This window comes from Polaromonas sp., assembly GCF_029945685.1.
GTDB lineage: Bacteria > Pseudomonadota > Gammaproteobacteria > Burkholderiales > Burkholderiaceae_C > Polaromonas.
The window spans coordinates 119,780-137,726 of record NZ_JAQSDA010000006.1 but is presented as its reverse complement, the minus strand read 5'-3'; the positions used below and the strand labels follow the sequence as shown (position 1 = coordinate 137,726).

Sequence of the window (17,947 nt, the reverse complement as noted above, 5' to 3'; positions counted from 1 at the left end):
GGTGTCTGGGGCCGGTCGTCGCGGTCAGCCCGGGTAGATCCATCCCCGTCACACCTGCTCAATGATTACTGGTCCGGCTTGCGCACAAATCCTAACTAACAACCGTTCTGTTAATATGCTTGGGTAGCGCACGCCCGAGCCGGTCGGTATCCGACAGGCAGAGACGGTTGTTCCTGTTTGCCATCCACTTCACTCCAAGGAAGATTGCCATGTCCGTCGAACCCCCTATCTTGTTTGCGGTTGATGCCGACGGTATCGGCACACTGACTCTGAACCGGCCGGAGCAGCTCAATGCCTTCGATATGGACATGGTCGATGCTTGGCGTGCTGCGCTGGAGTCTGCCGAAGCAGACGACAGCGTCAAGGTGATCGTCGTCACGGGGGCCGGGCGCGCATTCTGTGCGGGTGGCGATTTCGAGGAAATGGCCAAGTTCAGCGAAATGGACAGCATGCAGCGCAAGGATTTCCTCTACCGCCACGTGCATCGCATCGCGCTGACGCTGGAGCGGATGGAAAAGCCGGTAATCGCCGCCATCAACGGTGCAGCGCGTGGTGCCGGCCTGGACATGGCCTTGATGTGCGATATCCGGCTGATGGCCAGTTCGGCCACGCTGGCCGAAACTTATATCAACATTGGCCTGATGGCCGGTGATGCCGGTGCCTGGTTTCTGCCGCGACTGATTGGCACCTCGCGCGCACTGGAGTTGTTCTGGACCGGGCGCGTGGTGGGGGCAGAAGAGGCCGAGCGCATCGGCATGGTCAATCGCGTGGTTCCGGATACCGAGCTGATGGCCGCCACCTACGAGATGGCGCGCACCATTGCCTCCAAGCCACAGCAAGCATTGCGCTTCTTTCGCCGCGCCGTCTATCAAAGCCAGGCAATGGCGCTCGCGACCCACCTGGACATGGTGTCCTCGCACATGGCGATATTGGAAGACACGCACGAGCATCGAGCCGGAATCGCAGCCTTCCGCAACCGCTCCCTCACCAAAAAGTAAAACGGAGCGGCGCCGTGCAAGGTGTTCTGAGTGGTATCACCGTCCTTGATCTGTCCCGCCTGATTGCCGGGCCTTACGCCGCTATGGTGCTGGCCGATCTGGGGGCGCGCGTTATCAAGGTCGAAGCCTTGAGTGGGGAAGACGGGCGACATTTCGGCCCCCCGTTTTACGGCGACTCCAGCGTCGCTTTCATGACTTGCAACCGGGGCAAGGAGTCCATCGCCCTGGATCTGCGCACGCCGCAGGGACGAGAAATACTGAAGCGCTTGATTGTTCAGGCGCAGGTACTGGTGCACAACTTCCGCCCCGATTTTGCGGAGAAGCATGGATTGAGTTACGAGGACGTGCGTGCGATCAACCCGGCGATCATCTACTACATGGTCAGCGCCTTTGGCGAGCAGGGCGAGTACCGGCTCAGGCCATCCGTGGACAGCGTGGTTCAGGGTATGACCGGAGCGTTTTACGCCAGCGGAGAAGAAGGCGATCCCCCCGTGCGCATCGGCTTGCCGATCATCGACGTGGCCTCTGGCATGTGCGGGGCCCTGGGTGTGCTCACAGCGGTGATGCACTGGCAGCAGACCGGCCAGGGCCAGCGCGTGGAGCTGTCTCTGGTGGACACCATCTTCAATTTCATGGCCAGCAAGTTTGGCGAGTTGGCGGTGGAGCAGCGCGAGCCCGTGCGCTCCGTCAACCTGCCCATTGCTGTGCCAAGCCGCCACTTTCGCGGCTCCGATGGTGCGTGGTTCAGCGTGTCGGTGGTGAATGAAGGCGCTTTCAAGCGTTTTTGCGCCGTCGTTGAGCGACCTGAGTGGCTCACGGATGTGCGTTATCAGCGCAACGCCGCGCGCATTGCCAACCGCAAGGCGTTTCTGGCCGAGCTGGAAACAATCTTCCTTACCCGGCCCGCAGCAGCCTGGGTGCATGGATTTGACGTCGCTGACATACCCTGCGGCCCGGTGAATACCCTCACCGAGGCAATGGCCGACCCGGTGTTGGCTCAACGCTTTGTCCAGCATCCGCAGCTGCCGGGCCTCCCCTTGATTCCTTTTCCGGCCCAGCCAGCGGCGGGCATGCTCAAGATCGATGCGATGACGCCACCGCCCGAGCTGGGGCAACACACGGCTGCAGTGCTGGCTGAGTTGGGCTATGGCCTGCCCGAAATTGAACAACTGACGACCGCCGGTGTGGTTCGTTTGCGCGCAGCGGCCAAAGAAGCCGTCGCCGAAGCAAAAAATGAGTGAAATCGACATCCCTGAAATTTTGTGGACACCATCGCCCGAGCGCATCGCCGGGGCCGAGTTGACCCGTTTCCAGCAATGGCTGGAACGCGAAAAAGGCCTGCGTTTTGCAGACTATGCAGCCTTGTGGCAATGGTCCGTGGATGACCTGGAGGGCTTCTGGAGCGCCATCGTCAAGTATTTTGACTTGCCGCTCGACGACTGGAATGGCCCGGTTCTGAGCGATCGCCAGATGCCGGGCGCGCAATGGTTTGTGGGCGCGCGCACCAACTATGCGCGGCAGGTATTTCGGCACGTCACGGATGCCAGACCGGCTATTGCGTTTCGCAATGAAGCGGGCGAGCGGGCGGACATGTCCTGGCGCACGTTGCAAGACGAAGTGGCGGCGCTGTCGCAATGGCTGCGCGCGGCGGGCGTGGGGCCGGGCGACCGGGTGGTGGCCTACCTGCCCAATATCCCGCAGACCGTGGTGGCTTTTCTGGCTACCGTCTCGGTGGGGGCGATCTGGTCGGTGTGCTCGCCCGACATGGGGGCACCCACGGTGCTGGACCGTTTTCGGCAGATCGATCCGAAGGTGTTGATCGCGGTCGATGGTTACCGTTGGGGTGGCAAGCGCTTCGACCGGCGCGACACCGTGGCCATGCTGCTCGACGGACTGCCCAGCGTCGAGCGCTGCGTGCTCTTGCCCTACCTGGAGCGCAGCGCCAGCGCGGGCGCGCTGCGCGGTGGCGTGCTCTGGAGCGAGGTGGTCAGCGGCCTGGCTGAACTGCGCATCGAGTCACTGCCTTTCGACCACCCGCTGTGGGTGGTGTATTCGTCGGGCACCACCGGCTTGCCCAAACCCATCGTGCACGGCCATGGCGGCATCGTGCTGGAGCAGGTCAAGCTGATGCGCCTGCACAACGACCTCGGTCCCGAAGACCGCTTCCACTGGTTTTCCACCACCGGCTGGATCATGTGGAACTGCCAGGTGGGCGGTTTGCTGGTGGGGGCGACGGCCTGCCTGTACGACGGCAACCCGGCCTGGCCCGACTACACCACGCTGTGGCGTTTCGCTGGTGAACTCGGCGTGACGTTTCTGGGCGCCGGCGCGGCGTTTTATGCGGCCTGCCAGAAAGCCGGTGTCGAGCCGCGCGAGGTGGGCGCGCTGGGGCCGCTGCGCACCGTGGGCTCGACCGGCTCGCCACTGTCCCCGGAAAGCTACCAGTGGATTACCCGGCATGTCGGGCGCGATGCCTGGATCAACCCGATCTCCGGCGGCACCGACTTCGCCGGGGCCTTCGTCGGCGGCGTGCCGACCTTGCCCGTTGTCGTGGGAGAAATGCAGGGGCGCTGCCTTGGGGCGCGCGTCGAGGCCTTCAACGAGCAGGGCCAGCCGGTCGTGGACGAGGTGGGCGAGCTGGTCTGCACCGCACCCATGCCGTCCATGCCCCTTTACTTCTGGAACGACCCCGGCAACAAGCGCTATTTCGACAGTTATTTCGACATGTTTCCCGGTGTGTGGCGGCATGGTGACTGGATTCGCATCACGCCACGCGGCGGGGCCATCATCTATGGTCGCAGCGACACCACCATCAACCGCCACGGCGTGCGCATGGGCACGAGCGACATCTACAGCGTGGTCGAGGCCCTGCCTGAAGTGCTCGACAGCCTGGTGGTCGATCTCGAATACCTGGGGCGCGAGAGCTATATGCCGATGTTCGTCGTGCTGCGCCCGGGCGTGGCGTTGGACCAGCCGCTGATGGACCGCATCAAGAGCGCCATCCGCACCGCCGTGTCGCCCCGGCATGTGCCCGACGATGTCTTTGCCATCGTCGAGGTGCCGCGTACCTTGACGGGCAAGAAGCTCGAACTGCCGATCAAGAAGCTGCTACTCGGCCACCCGATAGAGAAGGTGGTCAATCGCGATGCGCTGACCGATCCGGCCAGCCTGGACTGGTTCCTGGAGTTTGCTCGCGCCCGTGCCGCGCGCGCCACCTGATTTTTTCAACCCCTCTTTTTTCATTCACAAGGAAGCACCATGAACGATCAGGAAGTCATTTACGACGTAAAGAAATACGTTGCCACCATCACCCTCAACCGTCCCAAGACGCTTAATGCCTTCACGGGCGACAACATCAAGGAGATGGAGAGCCTGCTGGCTGCAGCGGCCGCCGACCCCAAGGTGGGCGTGATCGTGCTGACCGGCACCGGCGAGCGCGCCTTCTGCGTCGGTGGTGATGTCAACTGGGAGAAAGGCGAGGGCGGCAAGAGCGGACTGCAGGACCTGGAGTTCCACTTCAACCGGAAGATCGCCGAATGCCCCAAGCCAGTGATCGCGCGTGTCAATGGCTATGCCATTGGCGCCGGTCACCACATCGCCTATTTTTGTGACTTCACCATTGCCGCCGAGCACGCCATCTTCGGCCAGAACGGTCCCCGCGTGGGCTCACCAGCCGGCGGCTACATCGTCTCGCATGCTGCCAACGTGCTCGGCCACAAGCGGGCGCGCGAGCTGTGGATGCTGTGCCGCCGCTACAGCGCGCAACAAGCCATGGACTGGGGTCTGGCCAATTCGGTGGTGCCCATGGCCAAGCTCGACGACGAAGTGCAAAAGTATTGCGACGAGCTGCTGTCGCTGTCCCCTACCTGCCTGAAAATTGTCAAGCGCTCGTTCTACCACCACATGGCACCCATCATGGGCCGCGACATGAACGACCTGATCGCCGAAGTGGCCCCGAACTATTTCAGCACGGGTGAGCAGCAAGAAGGGGCCAGCGCCTTTCTTGAAAAACGCAAGCCCGACTTCAGTAAATTCCGCTAACCGGTAACTTTTGTCCTGCGCGGTTCGGCGGGGAAATTTTAGAGACTGAAAATGACCAACCAAGAACGCTACCCCGAGTTGCGCGCCGCCCTGCGCGATCTTTTCAAACGCTTTCCCGACGAGTATTTTCGCAAGATTGACGACGCCCGTGCTTACCCCGAGGCGTGTGTTGACGCGCTGACCCGGGCCGGCTGGCTGGCGGTGATGATTCCGCAGGAGTACGGCGGTGCCGGCCTGGGTCTGGCCGAAGCCTCGGTGGTGATGGAAGAGGTCAACCGCTGCGGCGGCAACGCCGGCGCTTGCCACGGCCAGATGTACAACATGGGCACCTTGCTGCGCCATGGCTCCGACGAGCAAAAGCGCCGCTACCTGCCCAAAATCGCCAGCGGCGACCTGCGCCTGCAATCCATGGGCGTGACCGAGCCAACCACAGGCACCGACACCACCAAGATCAAGACCACCGCGGTCAAGCAGGGCGACCGCTATGTGGTCAATGGCCAGAAGGTCTGGATCTCGCGGATTCAGCACTCCGACCTGATGATTTTGCTGGCACGTACCACCCCGCTCAAGGATGTGAAGCGCAAGTCAGAGGGCATGTCGATCTTCATCGTTGACCTGCACCAGGCCATTGGTCAGGGCATGACGGTGAAACCGATCCGCAACATGGTCAACCACGAGACCAATGAGCTGTTTTTCGACAACCTCGAAATCCCGGCCGAGAACCTGATCGGCGAGGAGGGCAAAGGTTTCAAGTACATCTTGGACGGCCTGAACGCCGAGCGCACCCTGATTGCCGCCGAGTGCATTGGCGACGCCCGCTGGTTCGTCGAGCGTAGCGCCCGCTATGCCCGCGAGCGCCGCGTGTTTGACCGCCCGATCGGGCAGAACCAGGGCGTGCAGTTTCCGCTAGCCGAAGCCCACATCGAGACCGAGGCCGCCGACCTGATGCGCTGGCGTGCCTGCGAGCTGTTTGATGCCCACCAACAGTGTGGTGCAGAGGCCAATATGGCCAAGTACCTGGCCGCCAAAGCCTCCTGGGAGGCGGCCAACACCGCCATTCAGACCCATGGCGGCTTCGGCTTTGCCTGCGAATACGACATCGAGCGCAAGTTTCGCGAAACCCGGCTGTACCAGGTGGCGCCGATCTCCACCAACCTGATTCTGAGCTACGTGGCCGAGCATGTGCTCGGGTTGCCGCGTTCATTCTGAAAGAAATTGCCATGCGTCCATTGGAAGGAATGCTGATCGTCACGCTGGAGCACGCGATTGCCGCGCCGTTCTGCACCCGTCAGTTGGCCGACCTCGGCGCGCGCGTCATCAAGGTCGAGCGACCGGGCGAGGGCGACTTTGCCCGCGCCTACGACACCCGTGCCCACGGCTCGGCCTCGCACTTCGTCTGGTGCAACCGCTCCAAGGAAAGCCTGACGCTCGACCTGAAAAATCCCGATGCCCGCGCCGTGCTGCAAAAGCTGGTGCAGCGGGCCGACGTGCTGGTGCAAAACCTGGCGCCCGGCGCTGCCGCGCGCATGGGGCTGGACCATGCCAGCCTGGCGCCGGTCAACCCGCGCATCGTGGTGTGCGACATCTCCGGTTACGGCGACGGCGGCCCCTACACCGAGAAAAAAGCCTACGACCTGCTGATCCAGAGCGAAGCCGGTTTTGTGTCGGTGACCGGCACGCCGGAGCAGCCATCCAAGGCCGGGCTGTCGATTGCCGACATCGCCGCCGGCATGTACGCCTACAGCAGCGTGCTGGCAGCCTTGCTGGAGCGCGGGCGCACGGGGCGCGGCCAGCGGCTCGAAATCTCCATGCTCGAAGCCATGTCCGAATGGATGGGCTTCCCGCTCTACTACACGCTGGACGGCCAGCCGCCGCCGCCGCGTGCCGGCGCCTCGCACGCCGCCATTTACCCCTACGGCCCCTTTACCTGCGGCGACGGCAAGCAGGTGGTGCTGGCAGTGCAGCACGACCGCGAATGGGCCACCTTCTGCAACCAGGTGTTGCAGTTGCCCGAGCTGACCGCACAGTACCTGGGCAACGCCAACCGGCTGGCCCAGCGCGAGAAACTGCGCGGCATCATCGAAGGCGTCTGCGCCACCCTGACCGCGGCGCAACTGGTGGCGCGGCTAGACGCGGCGCAAATCGCCAACGGCCAACTCAACGAGTTGGCCGACCTGTGGAAGCACCCGCAACTCGCGGCGCGCGGGCGCTGGACTGAGATCGGTTCGCCCGGCGGCCCGCTGCCGGCGCTGTACCCGCCGCACCACGTCCAGGGCAGCGAGCCGCCGCCCATGGGGCCGGTGCCTGCGCTGGGCCAGCACACCGAAGCCATCCTGACCGAACTCGGCTACGGCGAGACTGACATCGTCCGGCTGCGTGCGGACCAAGCCATCTGACTGCGAGATCGATGCCATGACCCTGGATACAAACCCGAGCGCGACGCTGGCCGCCTTTGCTGCCGGCTTGCAATTCGACAGCATTCCGGCGCCGGTGCTGCGCCGCACCGAAGACCTGTTCCTCGACTGGTACGCCTCCGCGCTGGCGGGCAAGGGCGCGCGGCCGGTCGAGGCCATCGAGGCCTACGCCCGCAGTATGGGGCCGGACTCCGGCCATGCCGAGGTGCTGATCTCGCGCCGCATGACTTCGCCGCATTTCGCCGCCATGGTCAACGCCGCGGCCTCGCACTTTGCCGAGCAGGATGACGTGCACAACGGCTCCGTGTTCCACCCGGCGGCGGTGGTGTTTCCGGTGGCGCTGGCCATCGCGCAGGACATCGGCGCGAGTGGACGCGAGTTCCTGGCCGCTGTGGTGGCCGGTTACGAGGTCGGCATTCGCGTCGGCGAATTCCTGGGCCGCTCGCACTACCGCATCTTCCACACCACGGCCACCGCCGGCACGCTGGCCGCCGCCGCCGCCGCCGGGCGCTTGCTGAAACTCGATGCCGCCACCCTGCTGCATGCCTTCGGCAGCGCGGGCACGCAGTCCGCCGGCTTGTGGGAATTCTTGCGCGACGCCGCCGACTCCAAGCAACTGCACACCGCGCACGCGGCATCCTGCGGTCTGGCGTCGGCCTACCTGGCACGAAGCGGTTTTACTGGGGCGCGCCAGATTCTGGAGGGCGCGCAGGGCATGGCGGCGGGCATGTCGAGCGACGCCGACCCGGCGCGGCTGACCGACCGCCTGGGCCAGCGCTGGGCCACGGCGGAAACCTCGTTCAAATACCACGCCTCGTGCCGCCACACCCACCCGAGCGCCGACGCGCTGCTGGCGTTGATGCAAACGCATGGACTCAAGGCCGACGACATCGCCGCGGTGACCACCCAGGTGCATCAAGGCGCCATCGACGTGCTGGGCCGCGTGACCGTGCCGGCCACGGTACACCAGGCCAAGTTCTCGATGGGCACGGTGCTCGCGCTGGCGGCCGAATACGGTTACGCCGGGCTGAACGAATTCGAGCAGCATTACCTAGCCCCGCGCGTGGCCGCCTTGCGCGACCGGGTTACGATGCAGCTCGACGCCGAGGTCGATCAGGCCTACCCGCAGCGCTGGATTGGCAAGGTGACGGTCACCACGCGCGATGGCCGACGTTTAAGCGCGCGTGTTGACGAGCCCAAGGGCGACCCCGGGAACACCCTGACGCGCCCCGAGCTCGAAGACAAGGCCCAGCGCCTGGCGGCCTACGGCAAGGGGGCTAAGCCGGAAGAAATGGAGGCGCTGATCGCACGCGTCTGGGCGGTGGCCGAGGCGCCATGCATGGACCGCTGGCTGGCGGCATGAGCAGGGGTGTGAGCATGAATGGCAGCACCCCCGGCCTGCAGGCCCTGCCGCGCGCCTATCTTTTTGTGCCCGCCGACCGGCCTGAGCGTTTTGCCAAGGCCCGTGCCAGCGGTGCCGACGCGGTCATCGTCGATCTGGAAGACGCCGTGGCCCCCGAGGCGAAGGCGCGCGCGCGCGACGCGCTGGCCGGAGCGCTTGACGAGTCGGCACCGCTGGTGGTGCGCATCAACGCCGCGGGTACGCCCTGGTTCGACGACGACCTCGAACTGTGCCGCCACCCCGGCGTGGCCGCCGTCATGCTGCCCAAGGCCGAGGGCATAGACGCCGTCTGCACCGTGGTCGAGACCACCTTCAAGGACGTGTTGCCCATCATCGAGTCGGCGCGCGGCCTTCAGGAAATCCACAGCATTGCACGCGTGCCGGGCGTGATCCGGCTGGCCTTTGGCAGCGTCGATCTGGCGCTCGACCTGGGCATCGACTGTGACCCCGACGGCGCGGAAATAGAGCTCCTGGCCTTCCGCTCCCAATTGGTGCTGGGCTCGCGGCTGGCTGCGCTGGCCGCGCCGGTGGACGGTGTGAGCACCGCCATTCATGATGTACAGCGCCTGCAGGTGGATGCAGAGCGCTCGAGCCGCCTCGGTTTTGGCGCCAAGCTGTGCATCCACCCCCAGCAGGTGGCCACCGTGCAGGCGGTGTTCGCACCCAGCCCGCAGCGCATCGCCTGGGCGCGCCGCGTCTGCGAAGCCTTTGCCGCCACCGGTGGCGCCGCCGTGGCCGTGGACGGCCAGATGGTGGACCTGCCGGTGGTCCAGCGCGCGCGCGCCGTGCTGCGCGACGCGGGCCTGAACGCCTGATTTGTCATTGACCCGACTGGAGTTCTCCATGACCCGTAAGAACAAACCCATCCGCTCCGACATTGCCTGGAGTACCCCGGACCGCATCGAAGTGCACGGCAAGAGTCTGCCCGAGGAGATCCTCGGCCATCTCAACCTGGGTGATATGGCCTTCCTGCAAATCGTCGGGCGCATGCCGACACCGCAGGAATCGAACGTGTTCAATGCCATTGCGGTGACGCTGGTCGAGCATGGCATCACGCCGAGTGCGCTGGTCGCGCGACTGACCTACGCCGGTGCTCCCGAATCGCTGCAGGCCGCGGTGGCGGCCGGATTGTGCGGCCTGGGCAGCGTGTTCGTCGGCAGCACCGAAGGCACCGCCAAAATGCTGTACGAGGCCCTGCCACCCGGAACGAAAGGGGCTGACCTAGAGCGCATCGGTTGCGACACCGTGGCAGCCTTTCGTGCGCGCGGCCAGATCATTCCCGGACTCGGTCATCCGCTGCACAAGCCGGTTGATCCGCGCGCCCCGCGCCTGTTTCAGATCGCCAAGGACAACGGTTTTTCCGGCGACTACATCCGGCTCGAACAACTGATCTGCGCCGAGGCCGAGCGCGCCGCCGGCAAGATGCTGCCGGTCAACGCCACCGGCGCCATCGGCGCCATTTGCTGCGAGCTCGGCCTGCCCTGGAAGATTGTGCGCGGCATCGGCGTGCTGGCGCGCGCCATCGGGCTGGTGGGGCACATCCTGGAAGAAAGCAAGAACCCGATAGCGGTCGAGATCTGGCAGCGTGTCGAAGACGAGGCCACCCAGCACATCAGACCACAAGGCGCCTGACGCGCTGTAGCTGGACAAATTCGTTTTCCAGGGTAACAAGCGGCTCACTACCGGTAACCCCGACTGGGCCAGCGACCGACGCCTGTTTGATACCCTGGGGCTGATGGCCCGCTGAACTTTCTTGAAGGTGAAACCATGTACCGTACCCTCCTCAAGTCCAAGATCCACCGCGCCACAGTGACGGCATGCGAACTGCATTACGAGGGCTCCTGCGCGATCGACGAGGATCTGATGGATGCTGCTGATCTGGGCGAGAACGAGCAAATCCACATCTGGAACATCAACAACGGTGAGCGCTTTGTCACCTACGCCATCAAGGGCGAGCGGGGCTCGGGCATGATCTCGGTCAACGGTTCAGCGGCACGCCGTGCTGCAGTGGGCGACCTCATCATCATCGCGGCCTTTGCTCAGGTGCATGAAGAGCGGGTCGCTGGGCATCATCCCCAACTAGTGTTTGTGGACGAGCACAACCGCCAAACAGCCTTGCGCCACCACGTGCCAACGCAGGCACTGTGATGTCGGCAAGCCTCTCCAGCCGCAGCACGACCAGCGTGTGGCATCCCTGCACCCAGATGAAACGCCACGAGACGCAGCCGCCGCTGGCGTTGGTACGCGGTAGCGGTGCCTGGCTCTATGACGAAGCGGGCAAAGGCTACCTGGACGGCTTGAGTTCCTGGTGGGTCAACCTGTTCGGCCACGCCAACCCGCGCATCAACGCCGCCGTGAAAGCCCAGCTCGACACGCTGGAGCATGTGATGCTGGCCGGGTGTACCCATGCGCCTGTGGTCGAGCTTTCCGAGCGGCTGGCGGCACTTACAGGGCATGCACTCGGGCATTGCTTTTACGCCTCTGACGGTTCCTCCGCCGTGGAAATCGCGCTCAAGATGAGCGCCCACTACTGGCGCAACAGCGGCCAACCCCTCAGGCGTGACTTTGTCTGCCTCGCGCAGAGCTACCACGGCGAAACCCTGGGAGCCCTGGGCGTGACCGATGTGCCGCTATTTCGTCAGGCTTACGATGGCCTGCTGCGACCGGCCCACATCGTCGCCAGCCCGGATGCGCGTGCAGCCCGTCCGGGTGAAAGCGCGCGGGACGTGGCAGCGCGCGCGGCGGAAACACTGCGGCAGTTGTTCGAGGCCAAGGCCGACACCATCGCCGCGCTGATCGTGGAACCGCTGGTGCAGTGTGCCGCTGGCATGGCCATGCACGATGCGCAGTACCTTCAGGACATCCGCCGCCTCTGCGACCAGTACCACGTGCATTTGATCGCCGATGAAATCGCCGTGGGTTGTGGCCGCACCGGCACCTTCTTCGCTTGTGAGCAGGCCGGGAATGGGGGAGGTGAGGGGGAAAGGATGTGGCCCGACTTCCTCTGCTTGTCCAAAGGCATCAGCGGCGGCTACCTGCCGCTGTCACTGGTGATGACGACGCCAAATGTCTACCAGGCTTTTTACGACGATGGCATCAACCGTGCCTTTTTGCATTCTCATTCCTACACCGGCAACCCGCTGGCCTGCCGCGCAGCCCTGGCTTGCCTAGATATTTTTGAAGAATACGATGTGCTGAACGCCAACCGCGTGCGTGCCAGGCGGCTCAGCACCCTGCTCGCCCCTGTAGCCGCGCACCCGCAGGTGCGGCATTTCCGGCAGCAGGGCATGATTTGGGCCTTTGATGTTGCGGTTGAAGATCCCGCGCATGCGGCCACCTTCTCGCGACGCTTTCATGCCCTGGCCTTAGAAGGCGGGTTGATGTTGCGCCCCATCGGTAAAACCGTCTACCTGATGCCGCCCTATATCCTGAACGACCACGAACAGACATTTCTTGCCGAGGGCGTGCAAAGCGCGTTGGCCGAAGCGCTGCGAACCTGAAACCACCATGCATTTGATCGACACCCTGGAGGCGCGCATGATGCAACTCGACGCCCAACACCTGCGCCGCCGCACGCGCCCTACGCAATCGCCCTGTGGCCCCCATGTCAAGCTGAATGACCGTGATCGCCTGGCGTTTTGCTCGAACGACTACCTGGGGCTTGCCAACCACCCTGCGGTGGTGACGGCCTTGCAGGAAGGGGCCGGGCTGCACGGCGCGGGCAGTGGTGCATCCCACCTCATCAGCGGACACAGCCAGGCGCACGAGGCGCTGGAGCACCGACTGGCGGAGTTTGTCAGCCCCCAGTTCGAGACCTGCCGCACGCTGTTTTTTTGCACCGGCTACATGGCCAACCTGGCGGTGACGCCTGCGCTGGCAGCCACGGGCGAGCCCACGGCGATTTTTTCGGAAGTGCTCAACCACGCCTCGCTGATCGACGCGGCGCGCCTGGCCCGAGGCGCGCGCGTGCATGTGTATCCGCACGGCGATTTGCAAACCCTGGAGACGAGGCTAGCGCAAGAGACAGCGACGAACAAGCTGATCGTGACCGACAGCGTGTTCTCGATGGACGGCGACATCGCACCGCTGCCGCAGTTGCTGGCCCTGGCCGAGCGCTATGGTGCTTGGTTGATCGTGGACGATGCCCACGGCTTTGGCGTGCTGGGTGCCGGTGGACGTGGCGTGCTGGAGCATTTTGGCCTGAAGTCTCCGCACATCGTCTACATGGGCACCTTGGGCAAGGCCGCCGGGGTAGGCGGGGCCTTTGTCGCGGCCTGCCCGCAAGTGATTGACTGGCTGGTGCAAAAGGCTCGCACCTACATCTTCAGCACCGCAGCGCCGCCGGCATTGGCGCACGCCCTGTGTACCAGTCTGGACGTGATTGCCGGGCTACAGGGGCACTCCCGCCGCCAGCACCTGCAAGCGCTGATTGCCCACCTCCGCGAACGCATGGCCAGCAGCCCGTGGCGCTTGTTGCCATCCGACACGCCCATACAGCCTCTGATTCTGGGCAGCAATGAGACCGCGCTGGCCGTGTCTGCCCAGCTCGAAGCGCAGGGGCTGTGGGTTCCCGCCATTCGCCCACCCACCGTGCCGCGGGGCACAGCCCGCCTGCGCATTGCGTTGTCTGCGGCGCACAGCATCGACGATGTGGACCGGCTGGCAGACCACCTGAAAGCGCTGCAATGACACTGCCACCACCCCGATCACGCAGCCTGCCCCGTGCTGATTTTTTTGTCACAGGCACGGACACAGGCGTCGGCAAAAGCCTGGTGGCCGCCGCCTTGCTGCGCCACCTGGGGCAAACCGGTAGGCGCGCCGTGGGCATGAAGCCGGTGGCCGCAGGCACAAGCTGGGTGGATGGACGCTGGTGCAACGACGATGTGGAAGCACTGAGCGCGGCCAGCAATGTGCAGGCCCCCGCCCCTTGGGTCTGTCCCTACCTGTTGCGGGACGCCATGGCACCGCACATCGCGGCAGAAAATGAAGGCATCCCCCTGCGCCTTGACCATTTGCAGGCGTGCTTTGCACAACTGCAGTCGGTATCCGACAGCGTGGTGGTCGAAGGTGCAGGTGGTTTTTCTGTGCCGATCAATGCCACCGAAACCTTGGCCGATCTTGCCCATGTTTTGGCTGTGCCGGTCGTGCTGGTGGTCGGCATACGCCTGGGCTGCCTGAACCACGCCTTGCTGACGGCGCAGGCGATCCGGCAGGCCGGTTTGCCCCTGGTCGGCTGGGTGGCCAACCACATCGACCCAGAGATGTCGGCTCCGGTCGAGAATGTCAACGCGCTGGCCCAGCGGCTGGGCGCGCCCTGCTGGGCGCAGATTCCCTGGCAAATGCAGAGTCCTCGCATTAGTTTTGCAGATGGGTTGGAGACAATTCCATCGATCATTGTTCCGTCTTATTGAAAGGAAGTTTTTCATGTCCTCTGTTGTCGAGCAAACCGTTACCCTGCATCGCCGCGCTGTTGCCATCGCCGCGCCCCAACCGGCGCGATGGACGGTCGAAGCCGTGCAAGCCCTATTTGCACTTCCCTTTCCTGAGTTGATGCACCGTGCCCAGACGGTACACCGGGAACACTTCGACCCTACCCAGATCGAATTTGCTACGCTGCTTTCGGTCAAGACCGGGGGCTGCCCAGAAGACTGTGGCTACTGCCCTCAATCCGCCAAGTTCGACACTGGCGTCGAGGCCAGCAAGCTGATGGAGCCCCAAGCCGTGCTGCAAGCTGCGCAACTCGCCAAGGCAGCCGGTGCCACGCGTTTTTGTATGGGTGCGGCCTGGCGCGCACCGAAAGACCGCGATATTGAAAAAATGGCCGAACTGGTCAGCACCGTCAAGGCCCTGGGGCTGGAAACCTGCGCTACGCTGGGAATGCTGAATGACGGCCACGCCGAAACCCTGCGCGATGCAGGGCTGGACTACTACAACCACAACCTTGACAGCGCACCCGATTTCTATGGTGACATCATCACCACCCGTGACTATCAGGACCGGCTAGACACCTTGGAACGTGTGCGTGGTGCCGGCGTCAAAGTCTGCTGCGGCGGCATCGTAGGGATGGGCGAGACACGTCTGCAACGCGCTGGCCTGATCGCCCAGTTGGCCAACCTTGACCCCTATCCTGAATCGGTGCCAATTAACAACCTGGTGCCCGTTCCCGGCACGCCACTGGCCGACCAGCCACCGCTCGACCCTTTCGAGTTTGTGCGCACCATCGCTGTAGCGCGCCTTACCATGCCCTTGGCGCGCGTACGCTTGTCGGCAGGTCGCCAGCAGATGGGCGACGCGGTACAGGCCCTATGCTTTTTGGCCGGTGCCAATTCCATTTTCTACGGCGACAAGTTGCTGACGACCGGCAACCCGGATACGCACGCCGATCTTGACCTGCTGCAGCGCCTGGGCCTGCGTCAAGCCACTACGGCTGCGACTGCGTGAGAACACTATGAGCGAGCAAACCACCCCACGCAAACCCCTGACCCTGCACCGCCTGCGTGAAATGCCCACCCTTGCGCAAAAAGTGACACAAACGCTCACGATACCCGTCATCGGCATCGGTGCGAGCGTGGCCTGCAGCGGCCAGGTGCTGGTGCTACACGACATGCTGGCCGTAAGTCATGGCAAACGCCCCCGCTTTGTGCGCAACTTCATGGATGGCAGCGCTTCGGTGCAATGTGCCGTGCTACGTCGAGGACGTGAAAACCAGCCGCTTTCCCGTTGAGAACATCCATACTTGCTGAACGGATGCGAACCAAGCGTTAGGCCACTGCCAGCACCCTATTGAGCCTCATCTCCGTCCATCCTGACCCAACGATAAATGTACATCGCCCACACCATCGCTGATCTGCGCAACCACCTGGTGCGCTTTACCCGCCCCGCCTTCGTACCCACCATGGGTAACCTGCATGACGGCCATATTGCGCTGGTCAAGCAGGCCAAAACCCTGGGTGACGTCACGGTGGCCAGCATCTTCGTCAATCGCTTGCAGTTTTTGCCGCACGAAGACTTTGATACCTACCCACGCACCTGGGACGCCGATTGCGCCCAACTCGAGGCGGCGGGCTGCAACGTGCTGTTTGCACCTGACGAGAAGGTCTTGTACCCTGAACCACAAACCTACAAGGTACACCCTCCGGCAGCACTCGCCGACATCCTGGAAGGGCACTTTCGCCCTGGCTTCTTCATTGGCGTGTCGACTGTGGTGATGAAACTCTTCAGTTGCGTGTTTGGTAGCACACCCGGTGGGGTGGCTGTGTTTGGAAAAAAGGACTACCAGCAGTTGATGATAATTCGCCACATGGTGCTCCAGTTCGCGCTGCCCATCGACATCGTGGCAGGAGAGACCCAGCGCGCGCCTGACGGATTGGCACTAAGTTCGCGTAACGGCTACCTGTCTGAGCCCGAGCGCGCCGAAGCTGTGCAGCTGTCAGTGGCGCTCAAGCAACTGGTGCGGGATGCCCACGACACGAATGTCGAGCTTGCGGCGCGGTTGCCTGAGCTTGAAGCACGGGCCATGTCCAAGCTCTCCAAACGCGGATGGATGCCTGACTACCTGACGGTGCGTCGACAAGCTGACCTGCAGCCGCCGCAAGCCGGAGATGCGCTGGTGGCGCTGGGTGCCGCAAGAATTGGTTCGACACGGCTTATCGACAATCTGGAAGTCGTTTGAGCGGAGCGAGATCGGCACGGTCAGATGTTATTTATTCAGCAGAGAATTCAATGCCACTACTACCACCCCAAATCAGGAAACATCTGCACACGCGCAGGGTTACGTTTCGCGGCTACCAGCGTGAGGACGGGCTCTGGGACATCGAGGCCGCGATAGTCGATGTTAAAACCTATGTTCTGAAAACGCCTGACCGAGGCACACTGTGACCGGGCACCCCGGTCCATGACATGGCGATCCGGGTGACAGTGGACGACAGCATGACGATCCGCGAAATCGTCACGTCCATGACCAGTACGCCGTTTCCCGAATGCCTGCAGGCCCGGGACCCGATGCAGCAAATGGTTGGCTGCACGATGGGGCCGGGCTGGCGTCACACCATCGAGAAAAACCTAGGTGGAATCAGGGGCTGCACCCACTTGCGCGAATTGCTGTTCAACATGGCGAGGCGGCCTACCAGACTATTCCTGGCTATCGCGAGCATCAGAGCAAGCTGGCAGGCTTGCCAGCTCCGTCCGCAGGACAACCGCCATACCACTTGGGCAAATGCATGTCTTGGGATTTCAATGGGCCGGTGGTTAAGCGCCATGAGCCGGAGTTTTTTGGCTGGCAGCCGCTGAAGAAGGCCGCGAAATCGGAGTAGTTGGTTGGCTTGTAGCTGTCACCGTCTTTCGATCAAAAATAAGAGCAACACCGCGTGCCCCTCCGTCAGTCGTTTGACGGCGGCCTTTGAGCCAGACCAGGCCAAACTCAGGTGCTTCAAAGCACCGCTGCCCAGTCCCCCCTGATTGACATATTCCGTCACCGCATTGAGCAGTTCCAATGCCGAACCGACGGCTGACTGAGGTGCCTGTCGAATTTCACCTTCCAGCGGGTCGTACTCATGCCGCCTTGGATTGCTGATCAGCATTGTTGCTGATCCAGTCCTCAAAGAACCGAACTGGCGAACTGTAGCCCAGCGTGGAGTGGCGGCGACTCCGGTTATAGAACACCTCGATGTACTCGAAATGGCCTTCCGGCTCCTCATAGACGACGTGGGCCACAGGCTCCCAAACATCCGGCTTAACCATCTGGTCAAATTCAACCAACCATGCCAAAGGCTGGGCTGGAAAAGGAGGTCGCAAAGCACTGGTCATGTCGCGCTGCTCCTTTTGCCATCAACAGTTTTCGAGGTCACAGCGGATATTGAATGGGCGTCACGTAGACGGGCACATCGCAGATTTCTGCGGCGGCGATATACGCGGTCCTCGCTTTTGCATATTCGTCGATTAATGAATCCATTTCACGCGCCAGGTCTACAGTGGCCTTGTAATTCAATTTCTGAATCTGGCGGCCGACAATGATCTGCTGTTCCACGACCGCGTGTAGTTTGTCAGCGCAGGCTTGCTTGTGCTGAAGCGTTCCAGCTACCGAATTTGGCATA

17 protein-coding genes and 3 pseudogenes are annotated in these 17,947 nt (G+C 63.2%); 17 read left to right on the top strand and 3 right to left on the bottom strand.

Going from position 1 to position 17,947, the window contains the following annotated elements:
* The first annotated feature begins 209 nt into the window (after positions 1 to 209).
* The 17 genes and pseudogenes from PSV26_RS03165 (at position 210) to PSV26_RS03085 (ending at position 17,144) form a co-directional block, all read left to right on the top strand.
* Entirely contained in the window at positions 210 to 998 is a 789-nt protein-coding gene (locus tag PSV26_RS03165; protein WP_300567629.1) for an enoyl-CoA hydratase-related protein, read from the top strand.
* 14 nt (positions 999 to 1,012) lie between these two features.
* The gene (locus PSV26_RS03160; protein WP_300567626.1) at positions 1,013 to 2,239 is read left to right on the top strand and encodes a CoA transferase; all 1,227 of its coding nucleotides are present in this window, start codon (positions 1,013 to 1,015) and stop codon (positions 2,237 to 2,239) included.
* Positions 2,232 to 4,217 carry an acetoacetate--CoA ligase gene (locus tag PSV26_RS03155; RefSeq protein ID WP_300567623.1) on the top strand — a complete coding sequence of 662 codons (1,986 nt, stop codon included), beginning with the start codon at positions 2,232 to 2,234 and terminating at the stop codon, positions 4,215 to 4,217. The genes PSV26_RS03160 and PSV26_RS03155 overlap by 8 nt, the downstream gene beginning before the upstream one ends.
* 39 nt (positions 4,218 to 4,256) lie before the next feature.
* The gene (locus PSV26_RS03150; protein ID WP_300567620.1) at positions 4,257 to 5,039 is read left to right on the top strand and encodes an enoyl-CoA hydratase-related protein; all 783 of its coding nucleotides are present in this window, start codon (positions 4,257 to 4,259) and stop codon (positions 5,037 to 5,039) included.
* Positions 5,040 to 5,090: 51 nt separating this feature from the next.
* A complete protein-coding gene (locus tag PSV26_RS03145) occupies positions 5,091 to 6,248 on the top strand; it encodes an acyl-CoA dehydrogenase family protein (protein WP_300567617.1) in 1,158 nt (385 codons plus the stop codon).
* 11 nt (positions 6,249 to 6,259) lie between these two features.
* The gene (locus PSV26_RS03140) at positions 6,260 to 7,435 is read left to right on the top strand and encodes a CaiB/BaiF CoA-transferase family protein (protein WP_300567614.1); all 1,176 of its coding nucleotides are present in this window, start codon (positions 6,260 to 6,262) and stop codon (positions 7,433 to 7,435) included.
* A 16-nt stretch (positions 7,436 to 7,451) separates the two neighbouring features.
* A complete protein-coding gene (locus PSV26_RS03135; RefSeq protein ID WP_300567611.1) occupies positions 7,452 to 8,816 on the top strand; it encodes an MmgE/PrpD family protein in 1,365 nt (454 codons plus the stop codon).
* Positions 8,817 to 8,830: 14 nt separating this feature from the next.
* Positions 8,831 to 9,670, top strand: coding sequence for a CoA ester lyase (locus PSV26_RS03130; protein WP_300567609.1), 840 nt, complete (start codon positions 8,831 to 8,833; stop codon positions 9,668 to 9,670).
* A 28-nt stretch (positions 9,671 to 9,698) separates the two neighbouring features.
* Positions 9,699 to 10,487, top strand: coding sequence for a citryl-CoA lyase (locus PSV26_RS03125; protein WP_300567607.1), 789 nt, complete (start codon positions 9,699 to 9,701; stop codon positions 10,485 to 10,487).
* Between the two features lie 135 nt (positions 10,488 to 10,622).
* A complete protein-coding gene (gene panD / locus PSV26_RS03120; protein ID WP_300567605.1) occupies positions 10,623 to 11,003 on the top strand; it encodes an aspartate 1-decarboxylase in 381 nt (126 codons plus the stop codon).
* Complete coding sequence (bioA, locus tag PSV26_RS03115) at positions 11,003 to 12,355, top strand: adenosylmethionine--8-amino-7-oxononanoate transaminase (RefSeq protein ID WP_300567602.1); 1,353 nt, start codon at positions 11,003 to 11,005, stop codon at positions 12,353 to 12,355. The genes panD and bioA overlap by 1 nt, the downstream gene beginning before the upstream one ends.
* 7 nt (positions 12,356 to 12,362) lie before the next feature.
* Complete coding sequence (gene bioF, locus PSV26_RS03110; RefSeq protein WP_300567600.1) at positions 12,363 to 13,544, top strand: 8-amino-7-oxononanoate synthase; 1,182 nt, start codon at positions 12,363 to 12,365, stop codon at positions 13,542 to 13,544.
* Positions 13,541 to 14,266, top strand: a complete 726-nt coding sequence (gene bioD / locus PSV26_RS03105) for a dethiobiotin synthase (RefSeq protein WP_300567597.1) — start codon at positions 13,541 to 13,543, stop codon at positions 14,264 to 14,266. Before bioF ends, bioD begins: the two co-directional genes overlap by 4 nt.
* Positions 14,267 to 14,279: 13 nt before the next feature.
* Positions 14,280 to 15,296, top strand: coding sequence for a biotin synthase BioB (gene bioB / locus PSV26_RS03100; protein ID WP_296163782.1), 1,017 nt, complete (start codon positions 14,280 to 14,282; stop codon positions 15,294 to 15,296).
* A gap of 61 nt (positions 15,297 to 15,357) precedes the next feature.
* Positions 15,358 to 15,579: pseudogene (locus PSV26_RS03095) on the top strand (3-methyl-2-oxobutanoate hydroxymethyltransferase); the annotation flags it as partial.
* 96 nt (positions 15,580 to 15,675) lie between these two features.
* The gene (gene panC / locus PSV26_RS03090; protein ID WP_300567594.1) at positions 15,676 to 16,527 is read left to right on the top strand and encodes a pantoate--beta-alanine ligase; all 852 of its coding nucleotides are present in this window, start codon (positions 15,676 to 15,678) and stop codon (positions 16,525 to 16,527) included.
* Between the two features lie 50 nt (positions 16,528 to 16,577).
* A pseudogene (locus PSV26_RS03085) lies at positions 16,578 to 17,144 on the top strand (DUF2889 domain-containing protein).
* A gap of 41 nt (positions 17,145 to 17,185) precedes the next feature.
* Here the strand turns inward: PSV26_RS03085 and PSV26_RS03080 are convergent.
* The 3 genes and pseudogenes from PSV26_RS03080 to PSV26_RS03070 form a co-directional block, all read right to left on the bottom strand.
* Positions 17,186 to 17,434, bottom strand: a complete 249-nt coding sequence (locus PSV26_RS03080; RefSeq protein ID WP_300567591.1) for a hypothetical protein — start codon at positions 17,432 to 17,434, stop codon at positions 17,186 to 17,188.
* A pseudogene (locus tag PSV26_RS03075) lies at positions 17,406 to 17,531 on the bottom strand (IS3 family transposase); the annotation flags it as partial. The pseudogene PSV26_RS03075 and the gene PSV26_RS03080, both read right to left, overlap by 29 nt.
* A gap of 166 nt (positions 17,532 to 17,697) precedes the next feature.
* Positions 17,698 to 17,946 (bottom strand): hypothetical protein, encoded by a 249-nt coding sequence (locus tag PSV26_RS03070; protein ID WP_300567588.1) that lies wholly within the window; start codon positions 17,944 to 17,946, stop codon positions 17,698 to 17,700.
* Position 17,947 lies beyond the last annotated feature (1 nt).